Genomic DNA, 21,923 nt, shown 5'->3' on the forward strand with positions numbered 1-21,923 from the left:
GGGCTTGTCGTTGATGGAGAAATTAAGCTTCTACTGCAGCGGCTACAGGAGCCTCAGCAACAGGGTATACGCTCACTTTCTTGCGATCGCGTCCGAGACGCTCGAACTTCACGACGCCGTCTACTTTCGCGTACAGCGTGTCGTCTTTGCCGATGCCTACGTTCGTTCCAGGGTGGATCTTCGTGCCGCGTTGGCGGAACAAGATGCTGCCTCCTGTCACAACTTGACCGTCAGCGCGCTTGGCGCCCAGGCGCTTGGATTGGGAGTCGCGTCCGTTCTTCGTGGAGCCTACGCCCTTCTTCGAAGCGAAAAGCTGAAGATTCAATTTCAACATGGTGTATTCCCTCCTTCTTAAGTTGTTGCCTTGCCTATGGGAGAGCGTTACTGCTGCTCCACATGTATGACTACGTGCTTGCCGTATGATGTAGCGATCGTCTCGAGCATAACCGCCATAGATTCCAGGAGCAGCTGCATCTTGCCGTCCGCTTCCGCGTCGGGCAGCACCGGTATGTCCGATGAGAGCCAGCCATTCTTCATCTTGGCGGGAAGCTCGAACCCCGCTAAAGTCTCAATCGCATTCACCGTGCCGACCGATACCGCCGACACGCCGGCGCAGACAATGTCTTTGCCGGGCTTCGCATATTTAGCATGTCCTACGACCGCAAATGATACGATACGCTGGTCCTCCGACCGCCTGACGAATGTAATGCTAATCATAGGAAAACCCTCTTACGCTTGGATTTTCTCGATTGTTACTTTCGTGTAAGGCTGACGATGACCTTGCTTGCGGCGGTAGTTCTTTTTGGCTTTGTATTTGTAAACAGTGATCTTTTGGCCTTTGCCGTGTTTCTCGACTTTGCCAGTAACGCTTGCGCCGGATACAACCGGAGCGCCAGTTACAAGACCGTCCTTGCCGGAAACGGCCAGAACGCGATCGAACGTTACGTTTTCGCCTTCGCCGCCGTTCAGTTTCTCGATGTAGATTACATCGCCCTCCTGAACTTTGTATTGCTTGCCGCCAGTTTCGATAATTGCGAACATTGTTGGTGCACCTCCTTGTTTTCGAAGACTCGCCTGATGAAGGTGGAAGCCATAGGCCTCGCTTGCAAACCTGATCGGAGCGGTACCATGGATATTGCCGTAAAAAAGCAACTACGGAACATACACCAAAACAGTTTATCACATCGATTGATAGAGTTCAAGTCATTGGTGAGAACTTATTTCCATTCCGCTAGTGGGCTGAGTTAACGGCTTGTCCGATCCGGCGCAGAGCTGCGACCGCATACCTTGCATACCTCGCCAAGCTGTCTGCTGACGTTATCCCGCGCTTTCTTCCGGGTCAGCTCCATCAAGCCAAGCTTCGTCCAGCCGACGATTGTGCATTTGGTGCCGTCGCGCCGGGTTTCCTCCACCATTCTAGCGTATATTTTGGAACGGCTGTCCTCCTGCTGCATGTCGATAAAATCAATAATAATGATGCCTCCGACGTCCCTGACGCGCAGCAGCCTGGAGATCAGCTCCGCTGCCTCCAGATTCGTCCGGAAGACGGTATCCTCCAGGTTATTCGTCCCGGTATATTTCCCTGTATTGACATCAATGACGGTTAACGCCTCGGTCTCCTCCCAGATCAGATACCCTCCGCTGGACATCGGCACCCGTCTGGAGAACGCTTCGTCCATCTGCTCCGACACTCTGAACTCCTGGAACAAGCCGACGGAGCCGCCCTTGTACAGCCGCAGCCGCTCCTTGAGCGCGGGCGCCATGCTCTGGAGCAGCTTCTTGGCTTCGTTGAAGACGGGGCTGCTGTCGATCCAGATCTCATCGATATCTCTTGTCAGCGTATCCCGAACAGCCCGGTGCAGCAGACCCGCCTCGCTGTGAAGCATCGCAGGCGCGCGAACCTCGGAGGCTCTCGCCGATATGGCTTCCCACAGCTCCCGCAGCATATGCACGTCCGACTCCAGCGCTGCCGCATCCTCCCCTTCAGCGGCGGTTCTCATAATAATGCCTTCTTCCTCCCGCCGCAGCCGCTCCCCGATGGATCGAAGCCTCTCCCGCTCCGCATCTCCGTTAATACGCTTGGAGACGCCAACATAATCGGCCCGAGGCATATACACCAGCCACCTGCCCGCCAGATTGAAGTGCGTCGTCACGCGCGCACCCTTGCCGCCAAGCTGATCCTTCACCACCTGCACGATAATATCCTGCCCGCTCCGAGCGAGCTCTGTCACCGAGGGCTTCTGCTTGGGCTGCTTCTCCGCATTGGGATGCAGCATGTCATCTATGTAAAGAAAGGCGTTTTTGCCCAGTCCAATATCAACGAAGGCGGCTTCCATGCCGGGAAGCACATTCATCACTCGTCCCTTGTACACATTGCCGACGAGACTTGCGCCGCCGGAACGCTCCATAAAAAACTCCACAAGCTTGCCGTCTTGCAGCACGGCTGTCTGCAAAGCGTCACCATCCACATGCATCAGCATCTGCTTCATCTTGTACGTTTCCTCCGCTCGTGTGGTTTTTCTCTATTTTAACCCAAAAGCTCGTTCACTGCACGGTGGGGATTTCGTCCAGACAAGCAGCCCTCCACAATAAGCCCCTCCGGGATAACCTGCAAGCCGGACGCGGCAGGAGCGACTATATAGATGAGATGGTAGCAGTCTCTGCTGAACAGCCTTGCTACGGATAAGACGGATTGCTTGCCGCTGACGACAAGCGGCTTGACCTTGCGCGTCATATCGGGATCAGGTGCCGGCAATTGCTCGCGGTGAGTCAGGAAGCGATAGAACAGAAACGGAATATGGCGATGATACGTCCAGTTGGAGGCCAGCAAAAACGACCCTACAATAAGCAAATTAAGCTGAAGGCCTCCGCCCTCCATCAAGAGGGGGAGGAACGCGCTGACTAGCATGGCGATGCTTAACGCGATGCTGATCCGAGCCGTAATGATCAGCATGCGATAATAGTTGAACAGGTAGCTGAGCAGAGCTTGAAGAAGCTTGCCTCCGTCCAGCGGATGAATGGGGAGCAGGTTGAACAACGCAATCATCGCGTTGGCGCCGGCTACGTATTGCCCCCAATCGCGGTCCCAGATGCCGAGCTCGCCGAACGCCCAGGCCAGCAGTCCCATCCACACGTTCTGTAGCGGCCCGGCAATAGCGACAAGCGCTTCTTCCTTGGCGCTGATCCCCCCGGAATCCTCGACCTCCGCAACGCCGCCGAACGGAAGCAGCTTCACCTCGCGAATTCGCCAGCCCAAGCCCCGGGCGACAATCACATGGCCAAGCTCATGGACCAGCACGATCATAAACAAGGTGAGCAGCTCAGCAAAATATCCCGTCATTGCCGAAGCCAGCATCACGACAACGAACAGTGGATGTATGGACCAGCGTATGCCCCGCCATTTAATCAAGCGGTATCACGTCCAGCGGATCTACATATCGATCATTTTGTTTGACGGCGAACAGAAGAAAGCTTTGATCGCCATACACCGCCGTCTGCAGGCTTCCAATCGGCTGACCGGCCTCCACCCAATCATTGACCGATACGCTGGCCGACGCCAGCTTGCCATAAATCGTGATGCGGTCATTCGCGTGCTGAATCAGCACGCTGTCCCCTTGTTCCGTTACCTGAATCACTCGGCCGGTCTCCGCTGCGAACACCGTCGCGCCTGAAGCGCCCGCGAGCTCAATGCCGTTCAACAATTCCGCGAATGTCCTTACTACAGCAGCCTCCTCGATTGGCGCAACAATCGGTGTATTGGGCTGTCCGTCCACGAGAGCCGCTCCCCCGCCCTTCTCCTCAAACAACGGGATGAAGGAGGGAGCGCCCGCGAACACATCCTTGTACCACAGGGCAACCGCATCGAGGTTCATTTCATCCGTCATTGCTTCCGTTATGAGCTGCTGGCCCTGCTTGGCCAGTGGATGGTCCAGCTCGAACAGCATCCATATGCCGCCGAACAGAGCAGCAGACACGATGAGCTTCCATGCCAGCGCCTTGCGAAGGCTGCTCCATCCGCCTCCCCGGGGAGGCTCGAAATCATCCGTATGCTGCGATTGGATATAGCCTCTTGCCCCGGAGGCTGCAAAGCTGCCGGTGTCCCAGCCCTCCCAGGGATTGGGATTGTTTTTCCACACCAGCTCGGGGTCCTGCGCGCTTCTGGGGAAGGATGGAGTAGGCGTGACTATCCGATCCTCCTCTGCCGCCGCCCGCTCGAGAGCATGCTGGCTCTCATCCGGCGGATAACCTTGATAGTGATGCTGTAGATTTCTAATCTTTTGCTGCCTGCGCAGCTTAACATCGTCGCGTATTCCCATAACCGTACCTCCCCGGCTTCGACTCGGTATTCGAAAGCTCGTCTCCTACTACATCAATATGTGGACAAGAAAACAAGTATGTCCCAGGAAGCCGGCGGGATAAGCCACAGAGTGCTCAAGCCATACAAAAAAACCCCCTCCAAGCCGCGCCTGGAGAGGGTGAAGCAACTTCTATTCCGTTTTAGTTGTCCGCCAGCTCATACACTTCCTGATGCGCCTTAATGCTGAATACGAGTCCAATGGAGGCCATATTCAGCAGCAGCGAGGTGCCGCCATAGCTGACGAAGGGCAGCGTTATGCCCGTAATCGGCATTAAGCCGATCATCATGCCGATATTCTGGAACACCTGGAACACGAACATGGAGACTATTCCAATCACCATATAAGCCGCGCGCCTGTCATGGCATTTGAACGCGATAATAATCATCCGGTAGATGAGCAGGAAATACAGCAGCAGCAGGATTGCGGAGCCCTGGAAGCCAAATTCCTCGCCGATGACGACAAAGATGGAATCAGAATAGGTATAGGGCACGAACCCGCCGTTGATCATATCGCCTTGCAAGTAGCCGTCGCCGTTCAAGCCGCCAGAGCCAATCGCGATTTGAGCGTTCTGCGATTGCCGCTTGTCATCCGCGCTCGCCTCCTCCGGATTGACAAAGGTGTTGATTCGATCGAACCAGTGACTCTTTTTTTGTTCCTCCAAGAAACCTTGAATTTCTGTATTAAACAAATTGAACAGGAACATAAAGAGGATCACACAACCAACCGCTGCCGCCAGCCCAATGGCTACATGCATATATTTGACGTTCCCGATCCATAGCATGCCAATAACGATAACCACATAGATAATGGCATTGCCAAGGTCGGGCTGGATCATAACGAGCAGAAATGGCAAAAATGCAAATGCGCCGATAATCAATATATCGTTGGAAAAATTCAGCCGCTCGCCTTGCCTCCTGCCTAGTAGATAAGCAAGTCCGATAATCAATATTATCTTTACCACTTCTGCAGGCTGGAAGGATAGCTGTCCGAAACGGAACCAGCCCTTGGCTCCATTAAGCTCCGCTCCCAGAAAGTAGACCAGGATGAGAAGAATGATACCAATCGCATAGAGCACATGCCAGCTCTTAAGCACAACCCGGTAATCAAACAACACCGCTGCAATCGCCACAAAAAAACCAAGTCCAAAAAACATCAGCTGCTTGAAATGATGATTGTGATAAATGGGATTATGCGCTGTCGCGCTGTGTATCGCAAGAACGCTCACTACCATTAAGCATAACAAAATGATAATGATGCCCCAATCCAGCTTTTTCAGTTTGTTAAGCACAAGGCATTCATCCTATTCCCAGAAACTTGCGGAACCGCTTGAACGCCCCCGCCTTCTCATCGAGCAGCATAAGTGGAACCATGTCGCCAAGAATACGTCTAGCGATGTTCCGATACGCGATTGCGGCCCGCGAAGCCGGATTCATAACGGTTGGCTCGCCATTGTTCGCAGCGGAGATCACCTTCTCGTCATCCGGCACGATGCCTAGCAGATCAATTGCCAGCACCTGGCAAATTTCGTCGATGTCGAGCATCTCGCCGCTCTTCACCATAGCATGGCGAATACGGTTGATGACGAGCTTGGACGGAATCTGTGCGCCCTCCAGCAAGCCAATCACGCGATCGGCGTCACGCACGGCCGCATTCTCTGGCGTCGTCACGACGATCGCCCGGTCCGCGCCGGCGATTGCGTTGCGGAAGCCATGCTCGATGCCTGCCGGGCAATCAATGATGACATAATCATGATCCTGCTTCAGCTCCGCAATGATGCTTTTAATTTGGTCGGGCTTCACGGAATCCTTATCCTTGGTTTGCGCGGCGGGCAGCATGTACAGCTCGTCGAAGCGCTTATCCTTGACAAGCGCCTGGCCCAGCCGGCAGCGCCCTTCCGCTACGTCAACCAGATCATAGATAATCCGGTTTTCGAGTCCCATTACGACGTCCAGGTTGCGAAGCCCGATATCCGTGTCTACCAGACATACTTTTTTGCCTAGCAGCGCCAGCGCCGTCCCAATATTGGCCGAGGTCGTCGTTTTGCCTACCCCGCCTTTGCCAGATGTTACAACGATCGCTTCTCCCATGGTCTACACTCCTTTAAACGTTATAGGATTATGCCTGATGCGGAACAGCTGCGACAGCTTGTCGATTTGCATCTGCCCTTGCTCCAAATAAGCAAATTCCATCGCGGCGTCCCCAGAGATCCATTCCTCAGGAGGCCTGCTGACGACTTCCGCGATCCGAAGCTGGGTGGGACGCATAAGCGAGGTGGCAATAACGGCGTCCTGACGGCCGTTCATACCCGCATGAGCCATACCGCGCAGCGCCCCCATTACATAAATATCGCCGGAGCATAACAATGTGCCGCCAGGATTCACATCGCCAATTAGCAGCAAATCCCCGTCATGCGTTAAGGTCTGGCCGGAACGAACAATGGCTGTAATCACCTGCAGATTCGTTGAAGCCGGATTGCTTTGCTCGGCTGGCGCTTCCGATTCCATCGAGCTGATAATCAGGTTGCCTTGCGACCGGATAATGGCTGCGATCTGCTCCTTCTGCTCATCAGTCACGCTTCTTGTCCCCAGCTTGACGTTGATATGAACAAGCGGCCCCGTAAGCAGCTGCTGATGCGTTTTCTCCAGCTTGTATTGCAGCTCCTCTAGCAGAGCCTCGAATGTACATTGATCGTCGAGAAGGAACAGCAGGCCTTCTTTGACGCCTTTTATCATGATATGTTGTTTTTCGGTCACAACCGTCCCTCCCCAACCTAATAGATTCTTGCTAGCCGCTCCGAATTCCTGCTTTTCCAATCATTTTTCTTCGCTGTCCAGCTTGCCCAGCGATTCGAACATACGTCTGATCGGTATATAGCAGGCTAGGGCGAAAGCAAGCTGGAGGAACAAGCTTGGCAATATATAGTGCAGCAATGCCCAGGCGTAGGAAGCATCGGTAATGCGGAAAACCTTGTACATGTAGAACATCGAAGTGTCGTACAGCAGGCATGCGAACCCAACGACCGTGATCGCCATCATGACGGTTGCCCGCTTGCGCTCCAGCAGCACTCCGGTTAAATAGCCGATCAGACCCATTGTAAAGAAATGGCCTCCCAGCAAATGGCCGTAATACACGATGTCCTGCAGCAGACCGAAGCCCGCTCCCAGCAGAAGCGCTTGGTGGCGGTTGCCGTATAATGCGGAGAATAGCACAAAAACAAATATAAAGTGCGGAACAATGCGATCCCCGAAGCCTGCCGGAATAATCCAGGGCATAAGCGCCCCTTCAAGCACGAATATCGCCAGCATCATAACAACGACACGATTCATAGTCATTTCGACTGCTCCTCGGTTACTGGCGGCTGTACAACGAATACCTCCGTCAAGTGGTCAAAGCTTGTGAACAGCTTGACGCTGGCTGTATAAGTAAGTCCGAAGTCTCCTACCTGCTTGGTCTCCACCGTCCCGACACGCAGACCTCTTGGATAGACGCCGCCAAGCCCCGACGTGATAACAGTGTCGCCAATCTCCATTTTGTCCGTCTCCGCGATGCGGGTCATGACAAGCCTGCCCGTCTCCTTGTTGTAGCTGCTCAGAATGCCGAAGGAATCCTTCTCCCGTCCCTCAATCGTCGCTGCTATGGAGCCGAAGGTTGGAGACTCCTCGCTGAGCTCCGTAATGGGCGTAATGGCCGACGTAAACGGCGTCACAGAGCTGACCAATCCAACAAGACCGTCCACTGTAGTAACCGCCATATTGGGCTTAATTCCGTTATTAGAGCCCAAATTAATGTTCATCGTGCGATTATTGGCGTCATTGCTCACAGATATGACTTGAGCGATTAAGTAATTGTAATTGTACATTTGCTTCTGCTGCTCCGTGAAATTCAACGCTCGCTGGAGCTCTTCGTTTTGTTTCTTCACGAAGTTGTATTCCACTTTATCCCGCGCATAAGAGGCCGCCAGCAGCCGGAGCCGCTCGTTCTCCTCATATACTTCCTTCAGCTTCCCCAAGTCCTCAAAGAAGCCCGCTATTGAACCAGCGGGCTTGTAGAACCATTGCTGCACATATCCGGAGGTGTCCTTCAGAAATTTCTCAGGCCACGTTAATTCCTTGCGATCGCTCAGCGAGAAGCCGATGATCGCGATAAACAGGATGAACCCAATCATAAGCATGAACATCCGCTTATTTCTCATGAGATTAAACAGTCCGATCACCCGCCCGTCGTCGCTTATCCATTCCAATCCATTCCCAGAAGGCCGCCTCTAGCGCTTCGATCTGACCGCGGAGCTTCTATGCTTGAACAGATGAATGTGATCCAGGGAGCGCCCTGTTCCAATAGCTACACAGTCCAGCGGATTGTCCGCCACAATAACAGGCATGCCCGTCTCGCGCTGCAGAAGCTTATCCAGATTGCGCAGCAAAGCTCCTCCTCCAGTAAGGACGATGCCCCGGTCCATAATGTCCGCGGACAGCTCCGGAGGACATTTCTCCAGCGTAACTTTTACCGCGTCTACGATCGCATTCACGGTATCCGTCAGCGCATCGGTAATTTCGTCAGAGGTAATAGGCAAGGTCTTCGGCAAGCCCGTCACCAGGTCTCGCCCGCGAATCTCCAGCGTCTCCGGCTTATCCAGCTGAAGCGCGGAGCCAATCTCCATCTTCAGCTGCTCGGCTGTTCTCTCGCCAATCATGAGATTATATAGCCGCTTAATGTACTGAATAATGGCTTCATCCATCTCATCGCCCGCTACGCGGATCGAGCGGCTTGTCACAATGCCTCCGAGTGAGATGACCGCAACCTCCGTTGTGCCGCCGCCAATGTCCACCACCATGCTGCCGGTCGGCTCCCATACAGGCAGATCCGCGCCGATCGCCGCCGCAAAAGGCTCCTCAATCGTATACGCCTCGCGTGCTCCCGCCTGCTTGGCTGCGTCCTCCACCGCTCTCTGCTCTACCGCCGTAATGCCGGACGGCACGCATACCATCACATTGGGATGGCGCGGGAACAGCGAACGCTGCTTCTGGGCGGATCGCATAAAATATTTGATCATCGTAGCTGTCGTTTCGAAATCGGCGATGACTCCGTCCTTCATCGGTCTAACCGCTCGAATATTGCCTGGCGTTCTGCCGATCATCTTCTTGGCATGCTCGCCTACCGCTTCAATTGTTTTTGTATCCGTACGCAGAGCAACCACAGACGGCTCCCTGACGACAATGCCTTTGCCTTTCACATATACAAGGGTATTCGCGGTACCCAAATCAATTCCCAAATCTTTCGAAAAGCTACCGAACATGCTCTTGCTCCCTTCTATTACGACAATCCCATTTATTATATTACAAGTGGCCTTGCTCCTTCAAACTGACAAAGCGGCCGTCACCGATAATCAGATGGTCCAGCAGCTCGATTCCAACAAGCTGTCCAGCCTCCGCAAGCCTCTTCGTCAGAGAAATGTCCTCTGGACTTGGAGCAGGATCGCCGCTGGGATGATTATGCGCGCAAATAATAGACGCGCTGCTGTATTTGATAGCCGCTCGAAACACCTCGCGCGGATGCACCAGCGATGCGTTCAGCGTCCCCATCGACAACGTTTCCCGGGCAATAATATGATTTTTTGTATTGAGAAATACACAGACGAAATGCTCTTTCTTCAGATAGCGCAGCTCTTCCATGATGTAGTCCGCGGCGTCCTTCGGCCTTCTGACCGTAATCGTATCGCCAAGCCGGCTCTTCGATATGCGCCTGCCCAGCTCGATCCCGGCGCGCAATTGCAGCGCCTTGGCGGGCCCGATTCCGGATATGGCGGTCAGCTCTTCCACGCTCATGTCCATCAGTCCGCGCAGGCTTCCGCATTGCTTCAGAATGGCTCCCGCCAAATGAACCGCCGACTGGCTCTTCGTTCCAGTTCGGAGTAAGATCGCCAGCAGCTCCGCGTGGCTTAATGCTTCTGCCCCATATCTCATCATGCGCTCTCTTGGACGTTCTTCATGGGGGACTTCACGCAATGTGTTCGATTGCATTACCATGTCCCATCCCGCCTTCTATTCATGTGAGCTAGCTTCTATTCACTGCCTTCGGCCGCACTTTTACCGCAGCGCGATCAAAAGGTCTCAACGCCGTATTGCTCCAGAAGCTCCGACAGCAAGGCCAGAGGAAGTCCGACCACGTTAAAATAACAGCCCTCAATACTTTCCACAAGCGTCGAGCCGAGCCCCTGGATGCCATAGGAGCCTGCCTTGTCCATAGGCTCGCCAGTCGCCACATACCGGCGGATGCGATCAGGAGACAGCTCCTTCATCTGCACCTGCGTTCTTCGGTAAGCGACCTTTGTCACTCCCGTATGAGGTGCGAGGCATGCCACACCTGTCAAGACATCATGCTTGCGGCCGGACAGCCTGCTCAGCATATGGCATGCCTCCTCTTCATGGGAGGGCTTGCCCAATATATGCCCGTCAATGGCCACAATCGTATCCGCCGCAATGATCAGGTCCACGTATCCGCTGCCGGCTTGCTGAAGCATCTCCGCCGCTGCCCGAGCCTTGCGCAGGCTCAGCGTTTCGACCGTCTGCTGCGGGCTCCAATCCGGAAGCACGGTTTCATCGGAATCTGTAGACAAAATATAAACCGGCAAGGAAAGGTCCAGAGTTGCGACCAGTTCCTTCCGGCGCGGCGACGATGAAGCCAGCACCAGGCGGCTTATCGGTTCAATAGCGTGTTCATTTGTCATCTGTATTCTCCTTGAATGAAGAATGAGCCTATACGTTTCCCCGTTTCCCGCTTCCTAGAGAGCTTGTCCCGCTAGACACGGCGATAGAGCCAGATCGCGACAGCCGCTCCGATAATGCTGAGCAGGCTGAGCTGGAGGTCGATCGTTAATCGGAAGCTTACTACATATAGATCGAATGCGGGAGACCAGGACGTCACAATCGGATTCGTTAGGAAAGAGATGCCTTGGACCGGCTGCAGCCATCTCGCCACCAGCGCTCCCGCGATCAGTCCAAGCAGGATAAACAAAGCGAGAATCCATCCATTTTTCTTCATGAATCTATTCCTTTCGTCACGAACTGACACCTGGCTTCTATTATACGCAGGTTCCGCTCCCTTTACAATGCGCTCGTCGTCTCAAACCATTCTTTTTGAGCCAGCACATTTTGCAGCATAGCGCTCTGCGCCTCCCATAAGCTTGTTTTGCTGATGGCTTGGTCATAAGCCAGCATGGCTTCCGCGCATGCGTCAATCGCCTCTGTCATACGGGTCAAATACGTACGGCCAGCCTGATCCGTTACGCCTTCATTCATTTGCTCCGCCAGCTTCCCCCATGCTTCATACCTTTGCTTCCAAGTCTCCATGGCCGCTGTGCCGATCTTGGACAGGGACGGCTGCTCCAGCTGGGCAATGACCAGCGTTGACCAAGTCGACACCAGTGCATTGGTTTCCTCAAAAAATAGCACAGCCGTCTCCGCATCCCCCTGGAAGGCCAGCTCTTCGGGCCTCAGGCTTAAGTCCTTTTTATAAACCTGAAGCCCAGGCAGCACCGATGTCAGCGTTGCGGCCTCGGAGGGACTGGCGGCCAGCCCGGCGTACACCAAATATTTGCCGTCAGATGCCATTGCCGCTCCAGGCAGGCCTTGGTCCGCCAGCTGCTGAAGCGCCGCATCCCGTGAGCCTGCGCTGCTGAACACGCCGTACTGCAGCAGCGTATATTGGAACTGGCCGTCCAATGCCACGGTGGATACCGGCTTGCTTTCTGGCGAATTGGCTGTTGTGTCACCTTGACCGCCCCGGTCGTCTCCACTCTCCGCTTCGGTAAGCGGCAGACTTACGATGTCATCCAGGCTAACGCCTTGTCCAGGGCCGCCTTCTACAGCCGCGTTTTCAGAGCTGCCCGGCCAGATGATGCCGCCGGTGAACAGGTTCAAGATCAAATAACCGAACAACGCTCCAGTGACGAGCGCTCCCGCTACGGACAGGAACACATTAAACCACGAAGGACCATTGCCGCTCCTGCGATAAGAGGACTCCGTATTCACCGTTTCGTGTAGTCGGGAATAGTGCTCAGAATCTGCCTGCTCCTCGGTGCTGCGCAAGGAATAGCCCTCCGCTTCCCTTTGCGGCCCCTCATACGCAAGCTCATAATCCATTCGATCCGCGCCGGCGCTTTCCTGTCGGGGGCTCGTCCCCTCCGTGTCGCGAATCAATTTTTCCAGCTCCATCAGATCATCATGGGCCTGATATTCCCAGGGACGAACCTCATCTATACCATTCGCAACGGTTGTCGGATATAAGGGGATAACGTTGCCGCTCCCCGGCTGAAATGGCTTCTTGTCATCAGTCTGAGCCTGCAGCTTGTCCCCCTGCTTGGACTCTGGCTTGGATTCTGGTTTGGGCTCAGAGGCGGGCTCTGGGTTGAACTTTGACTTGGGCTCTATCCTGGACTCTGGCTTATGTCTCAGCTTGTACTCCGGCTTGTATTCCGACTTTTGCTCCAGCTTATGATCAAGCTTGTGATCAAGCTTATGCTCCAGCTTGTCCTCTGGCTTGGATACCTGATTGCCCTTTCCGTCGAAGCGATACGTTAATCGATTGTTAGGGGCCCTGTTCATGAACATCTCTCCTCATCCTGGTCTACTACCATTCTATGAACCGGATGAGAGAGATATGACCGAATTGAGAGAGCGCATGGGCCTCATTCTAAGCACGGACATATTTCGAACGTTAGAGCAGCGATTGAGGCAGAGTATAGAGGCGAAAGCAAGCTAGTTGGTTTCAACAGCGACACGAGGAATCGTTATAGCAGCAGATGTGGCCTGTTGGCAGGCGATAATGACACGTAGAATCGTTATTGAAGCGAAAAACAAGCTAGTTGGTTCTACAGCGATACGAGGGATCGTTATAGCAGCATTTGTGGTCTGATGGCAGGCGATAATGACACGTAGAATCGTTATTGAAGCGAAAAACAAGCTAGTTGGTTCTACAGCGACACGAGGAATCGTTATACCAGCAGATGTGGGCTGTTGGCGGGCGATAACAAATAGAATTTCCGTTTTCGAATGCTCGAAAACTTATTAATTCTATTGTTGTTATTAAAATAGCGGTGCCGGGACTTAACCCCCGGCACCGCTATTCTAGTTTGCTTAACCTTTCGAGTCCCTAAGGCTGCATTTAGCCCTGCTTCAGCGAGGTCGCAAGCGCGTCCGCTACCTTCCAGATGTCGCCGGCGCCCATCGTGATGACGAGCACGCCTGGTGCGACTCTGCTCTTCAGCGCATCCAGCACTTCTTCCTTCGTCGGAATATATTCCGCTTGGGCATGGCTGTTCTTCCGAATCAGCTCGACCAGCTTGCTGGAATTCACGCCTTCGATTTGCTTCTCGCCCGCTGGAGAGTAGATATCGGTAATAATAACCTCATCCGCCTCCGAGAACGCCCGGCTGAATTGCTCGAACAAGAAATAGGTCCGAGTATAGCGCTGCGGCTGAAATACGGCAATAATCCGTTTGCCTGTCGCTTTGGCTGCGCTGATCGTGGCCTGAATCTCCGTTGGATGATGCGCGTAATCATCAATAACAAGAATGTCGTTCACTTCACCCAGCACCTGGAACCGTCGCTTCGCGCCGCGGAACGACTGTATCGCCTGCCTGATATCATCGAAGGCGAGCCCCGCTTCCAGACAAGTAATAACAGTCGCCATCGCGTTGTATACATTGTGCTGGCCTGGAACCGACAGCTCGATGGAGCCCAGCAGCACATCCTTCTTGTACATATCGAACGTCACCTTGCGGTCGCCAAGGACAATATGTTGCGCCGTATACTGGGCATCGGCATGAATGCCGTACGTCACGAGCTGAGCGATTTCCCGCTCGTTGTCATTGTCATAGATTCGGGGAAGCAGCTCCTGCACCGTCTCGTCATCGGCGCATACGATCGCTTTGCCACCATCCTTAACCTGTCTCAGGAACTGGACGTAAGCGGATTTCAGCTTCTCGAAATCGCCATCGTAATTCTCAAGATGATCCGGTTCAATATTCGTCACAATCGCGATAGTAGGATGGTATTGCAGGAACGAGCCGTCGCTCTCATCCGCTTCCGCGACCACGTATTCGCCTTTGCCTGCTTTGGCGTTGGTGCCGACGTTAACGATTTCCCCTCCGATGATATAGGTAGGATCGGCCTTGCAGGCTTCCATCACAAGCGCAATCATCGACGAGGTTGTCGTCTTCCCGTGAGCGCCCGCCACCGCGACGCCCTTGCCCGCATTCATGAGTCTCGCCAGCATCTGAGCGCGGTGAAGCACAGGAATATTCAACGCCTCGGCCGCCTTGCGCTCGACGTTGTCGCTCGTAAGCGCCGTGGAATACACGACCAGATCGGCGCCTTTCACATGCTCCGGCTGGTGACCGATGAAAATATCGGCACCCTTGGCGGCAAGCTTCTCCGTGAGCTCTTGCCGCGCGACATCGGAGCCTGTCACTTTATAACCCATCTCCAGCATGACGCGGGCGATTGCGCTCATCCCGTAACCGCCGATTCCGATGAAATGAACGTGTTCTGCCGTATTCAAAGACGGTTCACCAACCTTTTTCAGAATCCGAGTTGTACAGTAAGCGGGCACGCGCATCCGCAATCAAATAAAGCGTTCCCGTCACGACTCCAAGCTCGTTGGACCCGGTAATCTGTTGTAATGTTTGCAGCGCTTGCTTCCAATCCTTCTCCACTACCAGCTCAAACGGCCTCTCTGCCCCCATGTCTTGACGCAGCTGCTGCACGATATCAGCCAATTGCTGCACGTCCATTGCCATTCGGTAATCGGGCTCCGTTAAGATAAGCGTATCCACTATTGGTAGTATATGCTTAAACGTATCGCGATGATTCTTATTCTCCACCATCCCCATTACAACATGAAGCTTCTCGTATGTATAGGTAGATTTCAGGGTCTTCGCCAGCATCTCCGCGCCCTCCGGATTATGAGCGCCGTCCAGCAGAATACGGGGATCGCGCTGCACAAGCTCCAGCCGTCCCGGCCAGGACGCTTCCTCCATGCCCGCGCGCAGCACTTCGTCGTCCACGACAAGCGCATTGTATTGACGCAGCGTTTCCAGCGCCATAACCGCAACGGCTGCATTCGTCCGCTGATGGGCTCCAGACAGTGTAATACGAATAGGGTCGATAGAACGGAACAAGCCTTGGAAGCGGAACGTCTGCTCCTCCTCCGTCACCTCGCGGGGCTCCTCGCCGAAGTGCTCGCCGATGAGGTAGAGCGAGCTCTTCTTCTCTGCTGCGACACGCTTCAGAACGTCGATAACTTCCGGCTGCGTAGCCGCGCTGACGACAGGAACGCCCGGCTTAATGATGCCCGCTTTCTCCTCCGCTACCTTCTCCAGGGTATCGCCTAGTCGATCCATATGATCGTGTCCTATATTCGTAATAATCGACAGCACCGGGAATACGATATTCGTCACGTCGAGCCTGCCGCCCAGCCCCGTCTCCCAGACCACATAATCCGGATAGGTAACCTTGGCGTAATAGAGAATGGCCAGGGCGGTCGACACCTCGAACATCGTCGGCGAGCCCAGCTCCGTCTCAGCAATCGCCTCAACATGCGGCTGAAGCTCATTGGCCAGCGCAAGCAGCGTCTCCTCTTCGATATCCTGGCCGTTGTATTGGAAACGGTTCGTAAACTTCGTAATATATGGCGATGTAAAGGTGCCTACATCGTAGCCTGCTTTGACAAGCACGCTGGTCAAAAAGGCGCAGGTCGAGCCTTTGCCGTTGGTTCCGGCAACATGAATGAACTTCAATCTGCGATGCGGGTTGCCCAGCCGCTCCATAAGCGCCTCAATCCGGTGAAGTCCCGGTCTGATGCCGAACGGTATAAGACCGTTAATCCAGTCTACCGCGGCCTGATAGGTAGGGAGAGAACCCGTCTCTCCCGCATAAGCTTTATTTGTATCTGTCATATCCGATTACCTTTCCGCCCTTTGATGGGCTAGCCGCGAAGCTCTGCGATTCTAGCCAGCACTTTGTCCCGTTTGTCCGCATAATCGTTCATCTTCGCGCGTTCTTCCTCGATAACCTTGGCCGGAGCTTTGGCCACAAAGCCTTCGTTGGCGAGCTTCTTCTCGACACGCTCCACCTCGGACACCAGCGTCTTCAGCTCCTTCTCCAGCCTTGCGATCTCCTGCGAAATATCGATCAGGCCCGCAAGCGGCAAATACAGCTCTGCTCCCGTAATGATGGCGGTCATCGCCTTCTCCGGCGCGTTTACGTGCAGGCCGCTCTCCAGCAAGGAGGTGCCGCAGAAGCGCTTGATAAACTCCTCGTTGCGCGCTAGAATCGCTGCCTCCGCTTCTCCGGCCGGCTTGATCAAGAGCTCAACCTTCTTGCTCATGGGCACATTCACCTCGGCGCGGATGTTGCGCACGGCGCGGATCATCTCCATCAGCAGCTCCATTTCCTTGACTGCATCCGGCGCCTCCAACGACGCCTCATATACCGGCCACTCGGCAAGCGTAATCGTCTCGCCGACATGGGGCAGATGCTGCCAGATCTCTTCACTGATGAACGGCATGAAGGGATGAATGAGACGCTGCGTGCGGTCCAGCACATACGCCAACACAGATTGCGTCGCTTTCTTCGCGGCTTCGTCAGCTCCATTCAGACTGAGCTTCGAGAACTCGATATACCAGTCGCACAGATCATCCCAAATGAAGTTGTACAGCAGGCGGCCCGTTTCGCCGAATTCATAGCTGTCGATCAGACGCGTCACATCGCGCACCGTCTCGTTCAGTCGATGCAGAATCCAGCGGTCAGCGGTGCCCAGCTTCCCTGTAATATCGATATCCGCCGCGTTGAAGCCTTCCAGATTCATAAGCGCGAAGCGAGAGGCATTCCATATTTTGTTGGCAAAATTACGCGCCTGCTCCACCTTCTCGTAGCGGAAGCGAAGGTCCTGGCCCGGCGTGCTGCCCGTCGAAATCATAAAGCGCATAGCGTCCGCGCCGTATTGCTCGATGACGTCGAGCGGATCCACGCCGTTGCCGAGCGACTTGGACATCTTCTGGCCGTCCTTATCGCGCACGAGACCATGCAGGAGAACGTCCTTGAACGGCATCTCGTCTGTAAACTCCAGCGCGGTAAAGATCATGCGGGCTACCCAGAAATAAATAATATCGTAGCCCGTAACGAGCACGTCGGTTGGGTAATAACGCTTCAGATCGTCGGTCTGATCCGGCCAGCCCAGCGTTGAGAAGGGCCACAGCGCCGAGCTGAACCAGGTATCCAGCACGTCGTTGTCCTGGCGCAGATGCTCGCCTTGCATATCCTCCCGAGAGACGTGCATCTCGCCCGTCGCGTCGTCATACCAGGCCGGGATACGATGTCCCCACCATAGCTGGCGGGAGATGCACCAGTCGCGCACGTTCTCGATCCAGTTGAGATAAATTTTTTCGAAGCGATCCGGCACAAAACGAACGCCCTTGCCTGACTTCTGCGCTGCGATGGCCGCTTCCGCCAGAGGCTTCATCGCGACGAACCATTGCGTCGAAAGGTAAGGCTCCACAACGGCGCCGCTGCGCTCGCTGTGGCCAACCTGATGCACATGATCCTCGATGCGGACGCAAACGCCCTGCTCCTGCAGATCCTTCACCAGCTGCTTGCGGCACTCGAACCGGTCCATGCCTTGGTAAGGGCCGGCTTCCGCATTCATAACGCCGGATTCGTCCATGACGATGATTTGCGGCAGGCTGTGACGCTCGCCCACCTCAAAATCGTTGGGATCATGAGCGGGCGTAATCTTGACCGCACCGGAGCCGAACTCCTTCTCCACATACTCGTCGGCGATAATGGGAATTTCCCGTCCGACGACCGGAAGCACAAGCATCGAGCCAATCAGATGCTTGTAGCGCTCATCCTCCGGATGAACGGCGACTGCCGTATCGCCCAGCATCGTCTCCGGACGCGTCGTCGCAACCGTGATGTGGCCGGAGCCGTCCTTGAGCGGGTACTGGAGGTGGTACAGATGGCCGTTCAGCTCCTTGTACTCCACCTCAATATCCGACAGCGCCGTGCGCGCGGCCGGGTCCCAGTTGATAATCTTTTTGCCGCGATAGATGAGACCCTTCTCATAGAGGCGCACGAACACTTCGCGAACGGCTTTGGACAGCCCTTCGTCCAGCGTAAAGCGCTCCTTGGAATAATCCAGGGACAAGCCCATCTTCGCCCATTGATCGCGAATCGTATTGGCGTATTGGTCCTTCCATTCCCACACCTTCTCCAGGAACGCCTCTCGCCCAAGATCGTGGCGGCTGACGCCTTGCTCGCGCAGCTTCTGCTCTACCTTCGTCTGCGTCGCGATGCCAGCGTGGTCCGTTCCCGGCAGCCACAGGGCGTCATAGCCTTGCATCCGCTTGGTCCGGGTCAAAATATCCTGCAGCGTAAAATCGAGCGCGTGCCCGATATGCAGCATCCCCGTCACATTCGGCGGCGGGATTACAATCGTATAAGGCTTCGCGTCGGGACGTTTGCCCGACTCGAAGAAGCGGCCCTTCATCCAGTAGTCGTACCACTTCTGCTCCGCGGATTTGGGATCGTAGGTCGTTGGCATTGCCGTCTTCAATTGGTCATCTGACATTGGTCTCATACCTCCACAATTTCTATATGCAAGCCGGGCGGCGGCGCCGTCCCAGCGGCAAAAAGCGTCGTCAAGCCCTTCCGGGACCTGCTTGGGAGCCTGTCCCCCAACCACAAGCAGCACCATGAAAAAAAGCCTCTCGTCCTGTCATAAAGGACGAAAGGCTATGCTTCCGTGGTACCACCTTCGTTCCGCGCATGATGCTGGCGCGCGGCGCTCGAACAGATAACGGCTGCTGCCGGCTGAGTCTATCGCGCGAGGCATGCCTCCGCGGTTCAACCCAGCAACTCCGGGGCGACATGTAGGCAATAAGATCCTGCAGAACCTCTCAGCAATCCGGCTCCGCTCTCTGAAGGCTTGCTGCTTACAATTCCCCATCAAGGTTGTTGAATCACATTTACGTATAATCATACCGTTGTTGCAGGGCGGAGTCAACTCTCCTATGGGTATATAGGCGATATCTATAAGTGCGTCGAGCATGAAAGAAGGCGAAGCAGCTGAGGCCGCTTCGCCTTCTTCCTATTTAACGAGGGATATAGAGGAGCTGTCCTTCCGCGACAGCCGATTCGTGAAGGCCGTTATGCGTCAAAATCTCACGCGGGTTCATGCTGTAACGAAGCGCGATCTGCTCCAGCGTCTCTTCCCTTTGCACGATGCACATTCTGATCCTGCGGAACTCATTCTCCTCGGATTGCTTGCTGAGGAACAATCTCTTCCACTCGATCTCTTCCTCGGCCGCCTGATCGCGAATTTGCTCCTCCACTAATCTGGATTCGCTTTCCTCGGCAGCCTGCCTGGCCGCCTGCTCTCTGCGGCTGGACTGAAGAAGCGTCCTGAAGCCCAGACCCGCCTGGCCTTCCTCCTGGCCGCTCGGCCGTTTGCCGGAGAACGCAATCTGCAGCTCCTGCGGCTTGCGGATCTCTGCTTCGGGCTCATTCGGCTGCTCCTGGGACGAGATCGCCTGAGACAGCTCCCATTCGCCGGCCGGCTCCTCCGCCTGCTCCTGGGGAGCCTGCGGCTCCGCCTCAGCAGCAATGCGGGCATACGGCTCGGCGTCTGGTTCGTTCGACTCCAGGATCGACGCTTCTTGCATAGACGCCTCCTGGAAGATCTCCTCTTCCCGTTGAACCTCTACCGCCTGCGCAGCAGGAGGCTGCGCATGGGAATACAGCGAGGACAGCTGGGAGACGCCCTGCTGCGCGTTAGGCTGCGCCTGCTGCGGCGCAGCCTCCTGAGCTGTCGAGTCGCTTATATCTTCTCTCCGATTAAGCGCCGCCCAGCCGTCCTCTGCCTGCTCGCGGGAGGAGGCTGTAATCTCCCTGTCTTCTTCCTCCTCCGCAACTACTTCAGCCTCAGCCTCAGCTTCGGAATCGGCTTCAGCTTCCTCACGCTGATGACTCGCGGTGAACGACTCCTCCTGCCATTCCGCCGCCTCCTCGCGGGATGGCTCTACGCTAATGCCTCTAAGCGACAATACCCCGGTAATGTTAAGCGTTCGGGCAGACAGCAAATCCACATCGAAATTATCAATTTCGATCGAAATATCGTCGAGCCTGGAAACCCTGTTCATTGGCAGCGAAATTTCTACCGGTATCCAGTGCTCCAGCGCATATGGCCCCGCAGCCCCTTCCTGCCCTCGATAAATGCCACTGAGCAGCAGCTGTCCCTTCAATACCGCTTGATCCCCCTGATCGATGACTTGTATGCGGGGTACCAGCTCAATTTCCTCCAGCTCGTCGATCCCCGCCACATCCTCGGGCAGATGTACCCGCTCGTATACGTCAAAGCGCAATCCGTTCGTCCCATTCGACACGCCCGTTTCCTCCCTTCTCGTACTGAATGCTTGGTCTAGCTATACATTCACTACTTATCTATATGGCGGAAGGGAGGGGAGCATGACTGTCTTTTTCGCTACAGCCGTCTCATCTCGTACATGTCCTTAAGCCAGGCCGGCCAAGGAGCCTCTACAGCTGTCGTCCTGCCAGAGAGTGGATGAGGGAATACCAGTCGCTCCCCGTGCAGGGCTTGATGCTTCACCTGGCTAGGCGGTCCCCCATACAGGGCGTCTCCAAGCAGAGGATGTCCCAAATAGCTCATATGCACCCGAATTTGATGGGTTCTGCCTGTCTCAAGCTGCAACCGGACAAGAGTTGCGTTCGGCAGCTCCTGCAGCACTTCATACCGTGTCAATGCCGCTTCTCCTCCTGCCGCGACACGGCGTCTAGACCGATGATGCCGGTCTTTGGCGATCGGCGCGTCGATGACGCCCTTACGCTGCTTCAGCTTCCCCTGCACAGCGGCGACGTAACGCCGGTCTATTCTTTTCTCCCGCATCGCTTCGTCTAGAAGGAGCTGCGCCAGGTCGTTTTTGGCATAGAGCACGGGTCCTGTCGTATCATCGTCCAGACGGTGGATATGTCTGACGGGCAGTAGGTCGGACTGCTCCAGCATATGCCTGCAGGCGGCATGATCCAGCGTACCGGTCTCCCCGTCGAAGGATGGATGCACCGGCATGCCTGCCGGCTTGTTCAAGACAAGGCAATAATCATCCTCATACAGCACACCCACACCAGCAACCCTATTGTCATGCGAGAACATAGCGGCCTGCCGATACAGCTTGTCGGCCTTCGCATCAACGGGCGCAAAGGCACGCAAGCCGATCTGTTCACCGCGCCACTGGATGCCTCCCACAGAAAACAGCCTGTTGATCCACTTGCCCGGCAAGAAGGAAGAGGCCAGCAGCCACTGCCGCACGTTATGCGGGTGACTGCCGGCCTGCGGGCATTCCGGGATGGAGTCGGCTTCTGCGGCCACGGCAATACCGGGAATACCGGGATCGGCAGACAGACGATGTCCGTCAAGCAGAAGCCATTCGCCGCTTCGCGTCATATAATTCTCAAGCATCCTGTGAAGCCTCCCTTATTGTGATGCCATCACCGA

General features: G+C 55.1%; 21 protein-coding genes. All 21 read right to left on the bottom strand.

Going from position 1 to position 21,923, the window contains the following annotated elements; all coding sequences use genetic code 11:
• Positions 1-22 precede the first annotated feature (22 nt).
• The 21 genes from rpmA to AB1S56_RS16610 all read right to left on the bottom strand — a co-directional run bounded on the left by rpmA (position 23) and on the right by AB1S56_RS16610 (position 21,887).
• Complete coding sequence (gene rpmA / locus AB1S56_RS16510) at positions 23-334, bottom strand: 50S ribosomal protein L27 (RefSeq protein WP_340869464.1); 312 nt, start codon at positions 332-334, stop codon at positions 23-25.
• A 47-nt stretch (positions 335-381) separates the two neighbouring features.
• Positions 382-717, bottom strand: coding sequence for a ribosomal-processing cysteine protease Prp (locus AB1S56_RS16515; protein ID WP_340869462.1), 336 nt, complete (start codon positions 715-717; stop codon positions 382-384).
• 12 nt (positions 718-729) lie between these two features.
• Positions 730-1,041: a 50S ribosomal protein L21 gene (rplU, locus tag AB1S56_RS16520; protein WP_340869460.1), complete on the bottom strand. Its 312-nt coding sequence runs from the start codon at positions 1,039-1,041 to the stop codon at positions 730-732.
• Positions 1,042-1,244: 203 nt separating this feature from the next.
• Positions 1,245-2,489, bottom strand: coding sequence for an Rne/Rng family ribonuclease (locus tag AB1S56_RS16525; protein WP_340869458.1), 1,245 nt, complete (start codon positions 2,487-2,489; stop codon positions 1,245-1,247).
• Positions 2,490-2,527: 38 nt separating this feature from the next.
• The gene (locus tag AB1S56_RS16530; RefSeq protein ID WP_340869457.1) at positions 2,528-3,409 is read right to left on the bottom strand and encodes a M50 family metallopeptidase; all 882 of its coding nucleotides are present in this window, start codon (positions 3,407-3,409) and stop codon (positions 2,528-2,530) included.
• The gene (locus AB1S56_RS16535) at positions 3,402-4,316 is read right to left on the bottom strand and encodes a M23 family metallopeptidase (RefSeq protein WP_340869455.1); all 915 of its coding nucleotides are present in this window, start codon (positions 4,314-4,316) and stop codon (positions 3,402-3,404) included. The genes AB1S56_RS16530 and AB1S56_RS16535 overlap by 8 nt, the downstream gene beginning before the upstream one ends.
• A 181-nt stretch (positions 4,317-4,497) precedes the next feature.
• On the bottom strand, positions 4,498-5,646 hold the full coding sequence (locus AB1S56_RS16540; RefSeq protein ID WP_340869453.1) for an FtsW/RodA/SpoVE family cell cycle protein: 1,149 nt from the start codon (positions 5,644-5,646) through the stop codon (positions 4,498-4,500).
• Between the two features lie 7 nt (positions 5,647-5,653).
• Positions 5,654-6,445 carry a septum site-determining protein MinD gene (gene minD, locus AB1S56_RS16545; protein WP_340869452.1) on the bottom strand — a complete coding sequence of 264 codons (792 nt, stop codon included), beginning with the start codon at positions 6,443-6,445 and terminating at the stop codon, positions 5,654-5,656.
• A 3-nt stretch (positions 6,446-6,448) separates the two neighbouring features.
• Positions 6,449-7,090: a septum site-determining protein MinC gene (minC, locus tag AB1S56_RS16550; protein ID WP_340869584.1), complete on the bottom strand. Its 642-nt coding sequence runs from the start codon at positions 7,088-7,090 to the stop codon at positions 6,449-6,451.
• 81 nt (positions 7,091-7,171) lie between these two features.
• The gene (gene mreD, locus AB1S56_RS16555; protein ID WP_340869450.1) at positions 7,172-7,690 is read right to left on the bottom strand and encodes a rod shape-determining protein MreD; all 519 of its coding nucleotides are present in this window, start codon (positions 7,688-7,690) and stop codon (positions 7,172-7,174) included.
• Positions 7,687-8,550 (bottom strand): rod shape-determining protein MreC, encoded by an 864-nt coding sequence (mreC, locus tag AB1S56_RS16560; protein WP_367903371.1) that lies wholly within the window; start codon positions 8,548-8,550, stop codon positions 7,687-7,689. The genes mreD and mreC overlap by 4 nt, the downstream gene beginning before the upstream one ends.
• Positions 8,551-8,619: 69 nt before the next feature.
• Positions 8,620-9,651 carry a rod shape-determining protein gene (locus AB1S56_RS16565; RefSeq protein WP_340869446.1) on the bottom strand — a complete coding sequence of 344 codons (1,032 nt, stop codon included), beginning with the start codon at positions 9,649-9,651 and terminating at the stop codon, positions 8,620-8,622.
• Between the two features lie 40 nt (positions 9,652-9,691).
• Positions 9,692-10,375: a DNA repair protein RadC gene (gene radC / locus AB1S56_RS16570; protein WP_340869583.1), complete on the bottom strand. Its 684-nt coding sequence runs from the start codon at positions 10,373-10,375 to the stop codon at positions 9,692-9,694.
• Positions 10,376-10,455: 80 nt separating this feature from the next.
• Entirely contained in the window at positions 10,456-11,082 is a 627-nt protein-coding gene (locus AB1S56_RS16575) for a Maf family protein (RefSeq protein WP_340869445.1), read from the bottom strand.
• A gap of 71 nt (positions 11,083-11,153) precedes the next feature.
• Positions 11,154-11,396, bottom strand: coding sequence for a DUF4321 domain-containing protein (locus AB1S56_RS16580; protein WP_340869444.1), 243 nt, complete (start codon positions 11,394-11,396; stop codon positions 11,154-11,156).
• A 62-nt stretch (positions 11,397-11,458) separates the two neighbouring features.
• Positions 11,459-12,958, bottom strand: a complete 1,500-nt coding sequence (locus AB1S56_RS16585) for a hypothetical protein (protein WP_340869443.1) — start codon at positions 12,956-12,958, stop codon at positions 11,459-11,461.
• 559 nt (positions 12,959-13,517) lie between these two features.
• Complete coding sequence (murC, locus tag AB1S56_RS16590) at positions 13,518-14,915, bottom strand: UDP-N-acetylmuramate--L-alanine ligase (RefSeq protein WP_340869442.1); 1,398 nt, start codon at positions 14,913-14,915, stop codon at positions 13,518-13,520.
• Positions 14,916-14,922: 7 nt separating this feature from the next.
• Positions 14,923-16,311, bottom strand: a complete 1,389-nt coding sequence (locus AB1S56_RS16595) for a folylpolyglutamate synthase/dihydrofolate synthase family protein (protein WP_340869441.1) — start codon at positions 16,309-16,311, stop codon at positions 14,923-14,925.
• Positions 16,312-16,340: 29 nt separating this feature from the next.
• Positions 16,341-18,983 (bottom strand): valine--tRNA ligase, encoded by a 2,643-nt coding sequence (locus AB1S56_RS16600; protein ID WP_340869439.1) that lies wholly within the window; start codon positions 18,981-18,983, stop codon positions 16,341-16,343.
• 523 nt (positions 18,984-19,506) lie between these two features.
• On the bottom strand, positions 19,507-20,796 hold the full coding sequence (locus AB1S56_RS16605) for a LysM peptidoglycan-binding domain-containing protein (RefSeq protein WP_340869436.1): 1,290 nt from the start codon (positions 20,794-20,796) through the stop codon (positions 19,507-19,509).
• A gap of 98 nt (positions 20,797-20,894) precedes the next feature.
• Positions 20,895-21,887, bottom strand: coding sequence for an RluA family pseudouridine synthase (locus tag AB1S56_RS16610; RefSeq protein WP_340869434.1), 993 nt, complete (start codon positions 21,885-21,887; stop codon positions 20,895-20,897).
• Positions 21,888-21,923 lie beyond the last annotated feature (36 nt).

Source organism: Paenibacillus sp. PL2-23 (assembly GCF_040834005.1).
Taxonomy (GTDB): domain Bacteria; phylum Bacillota; class Bacilli; order Paenibacillales; family Paenibacillaceae; genus Pristimantibacillus.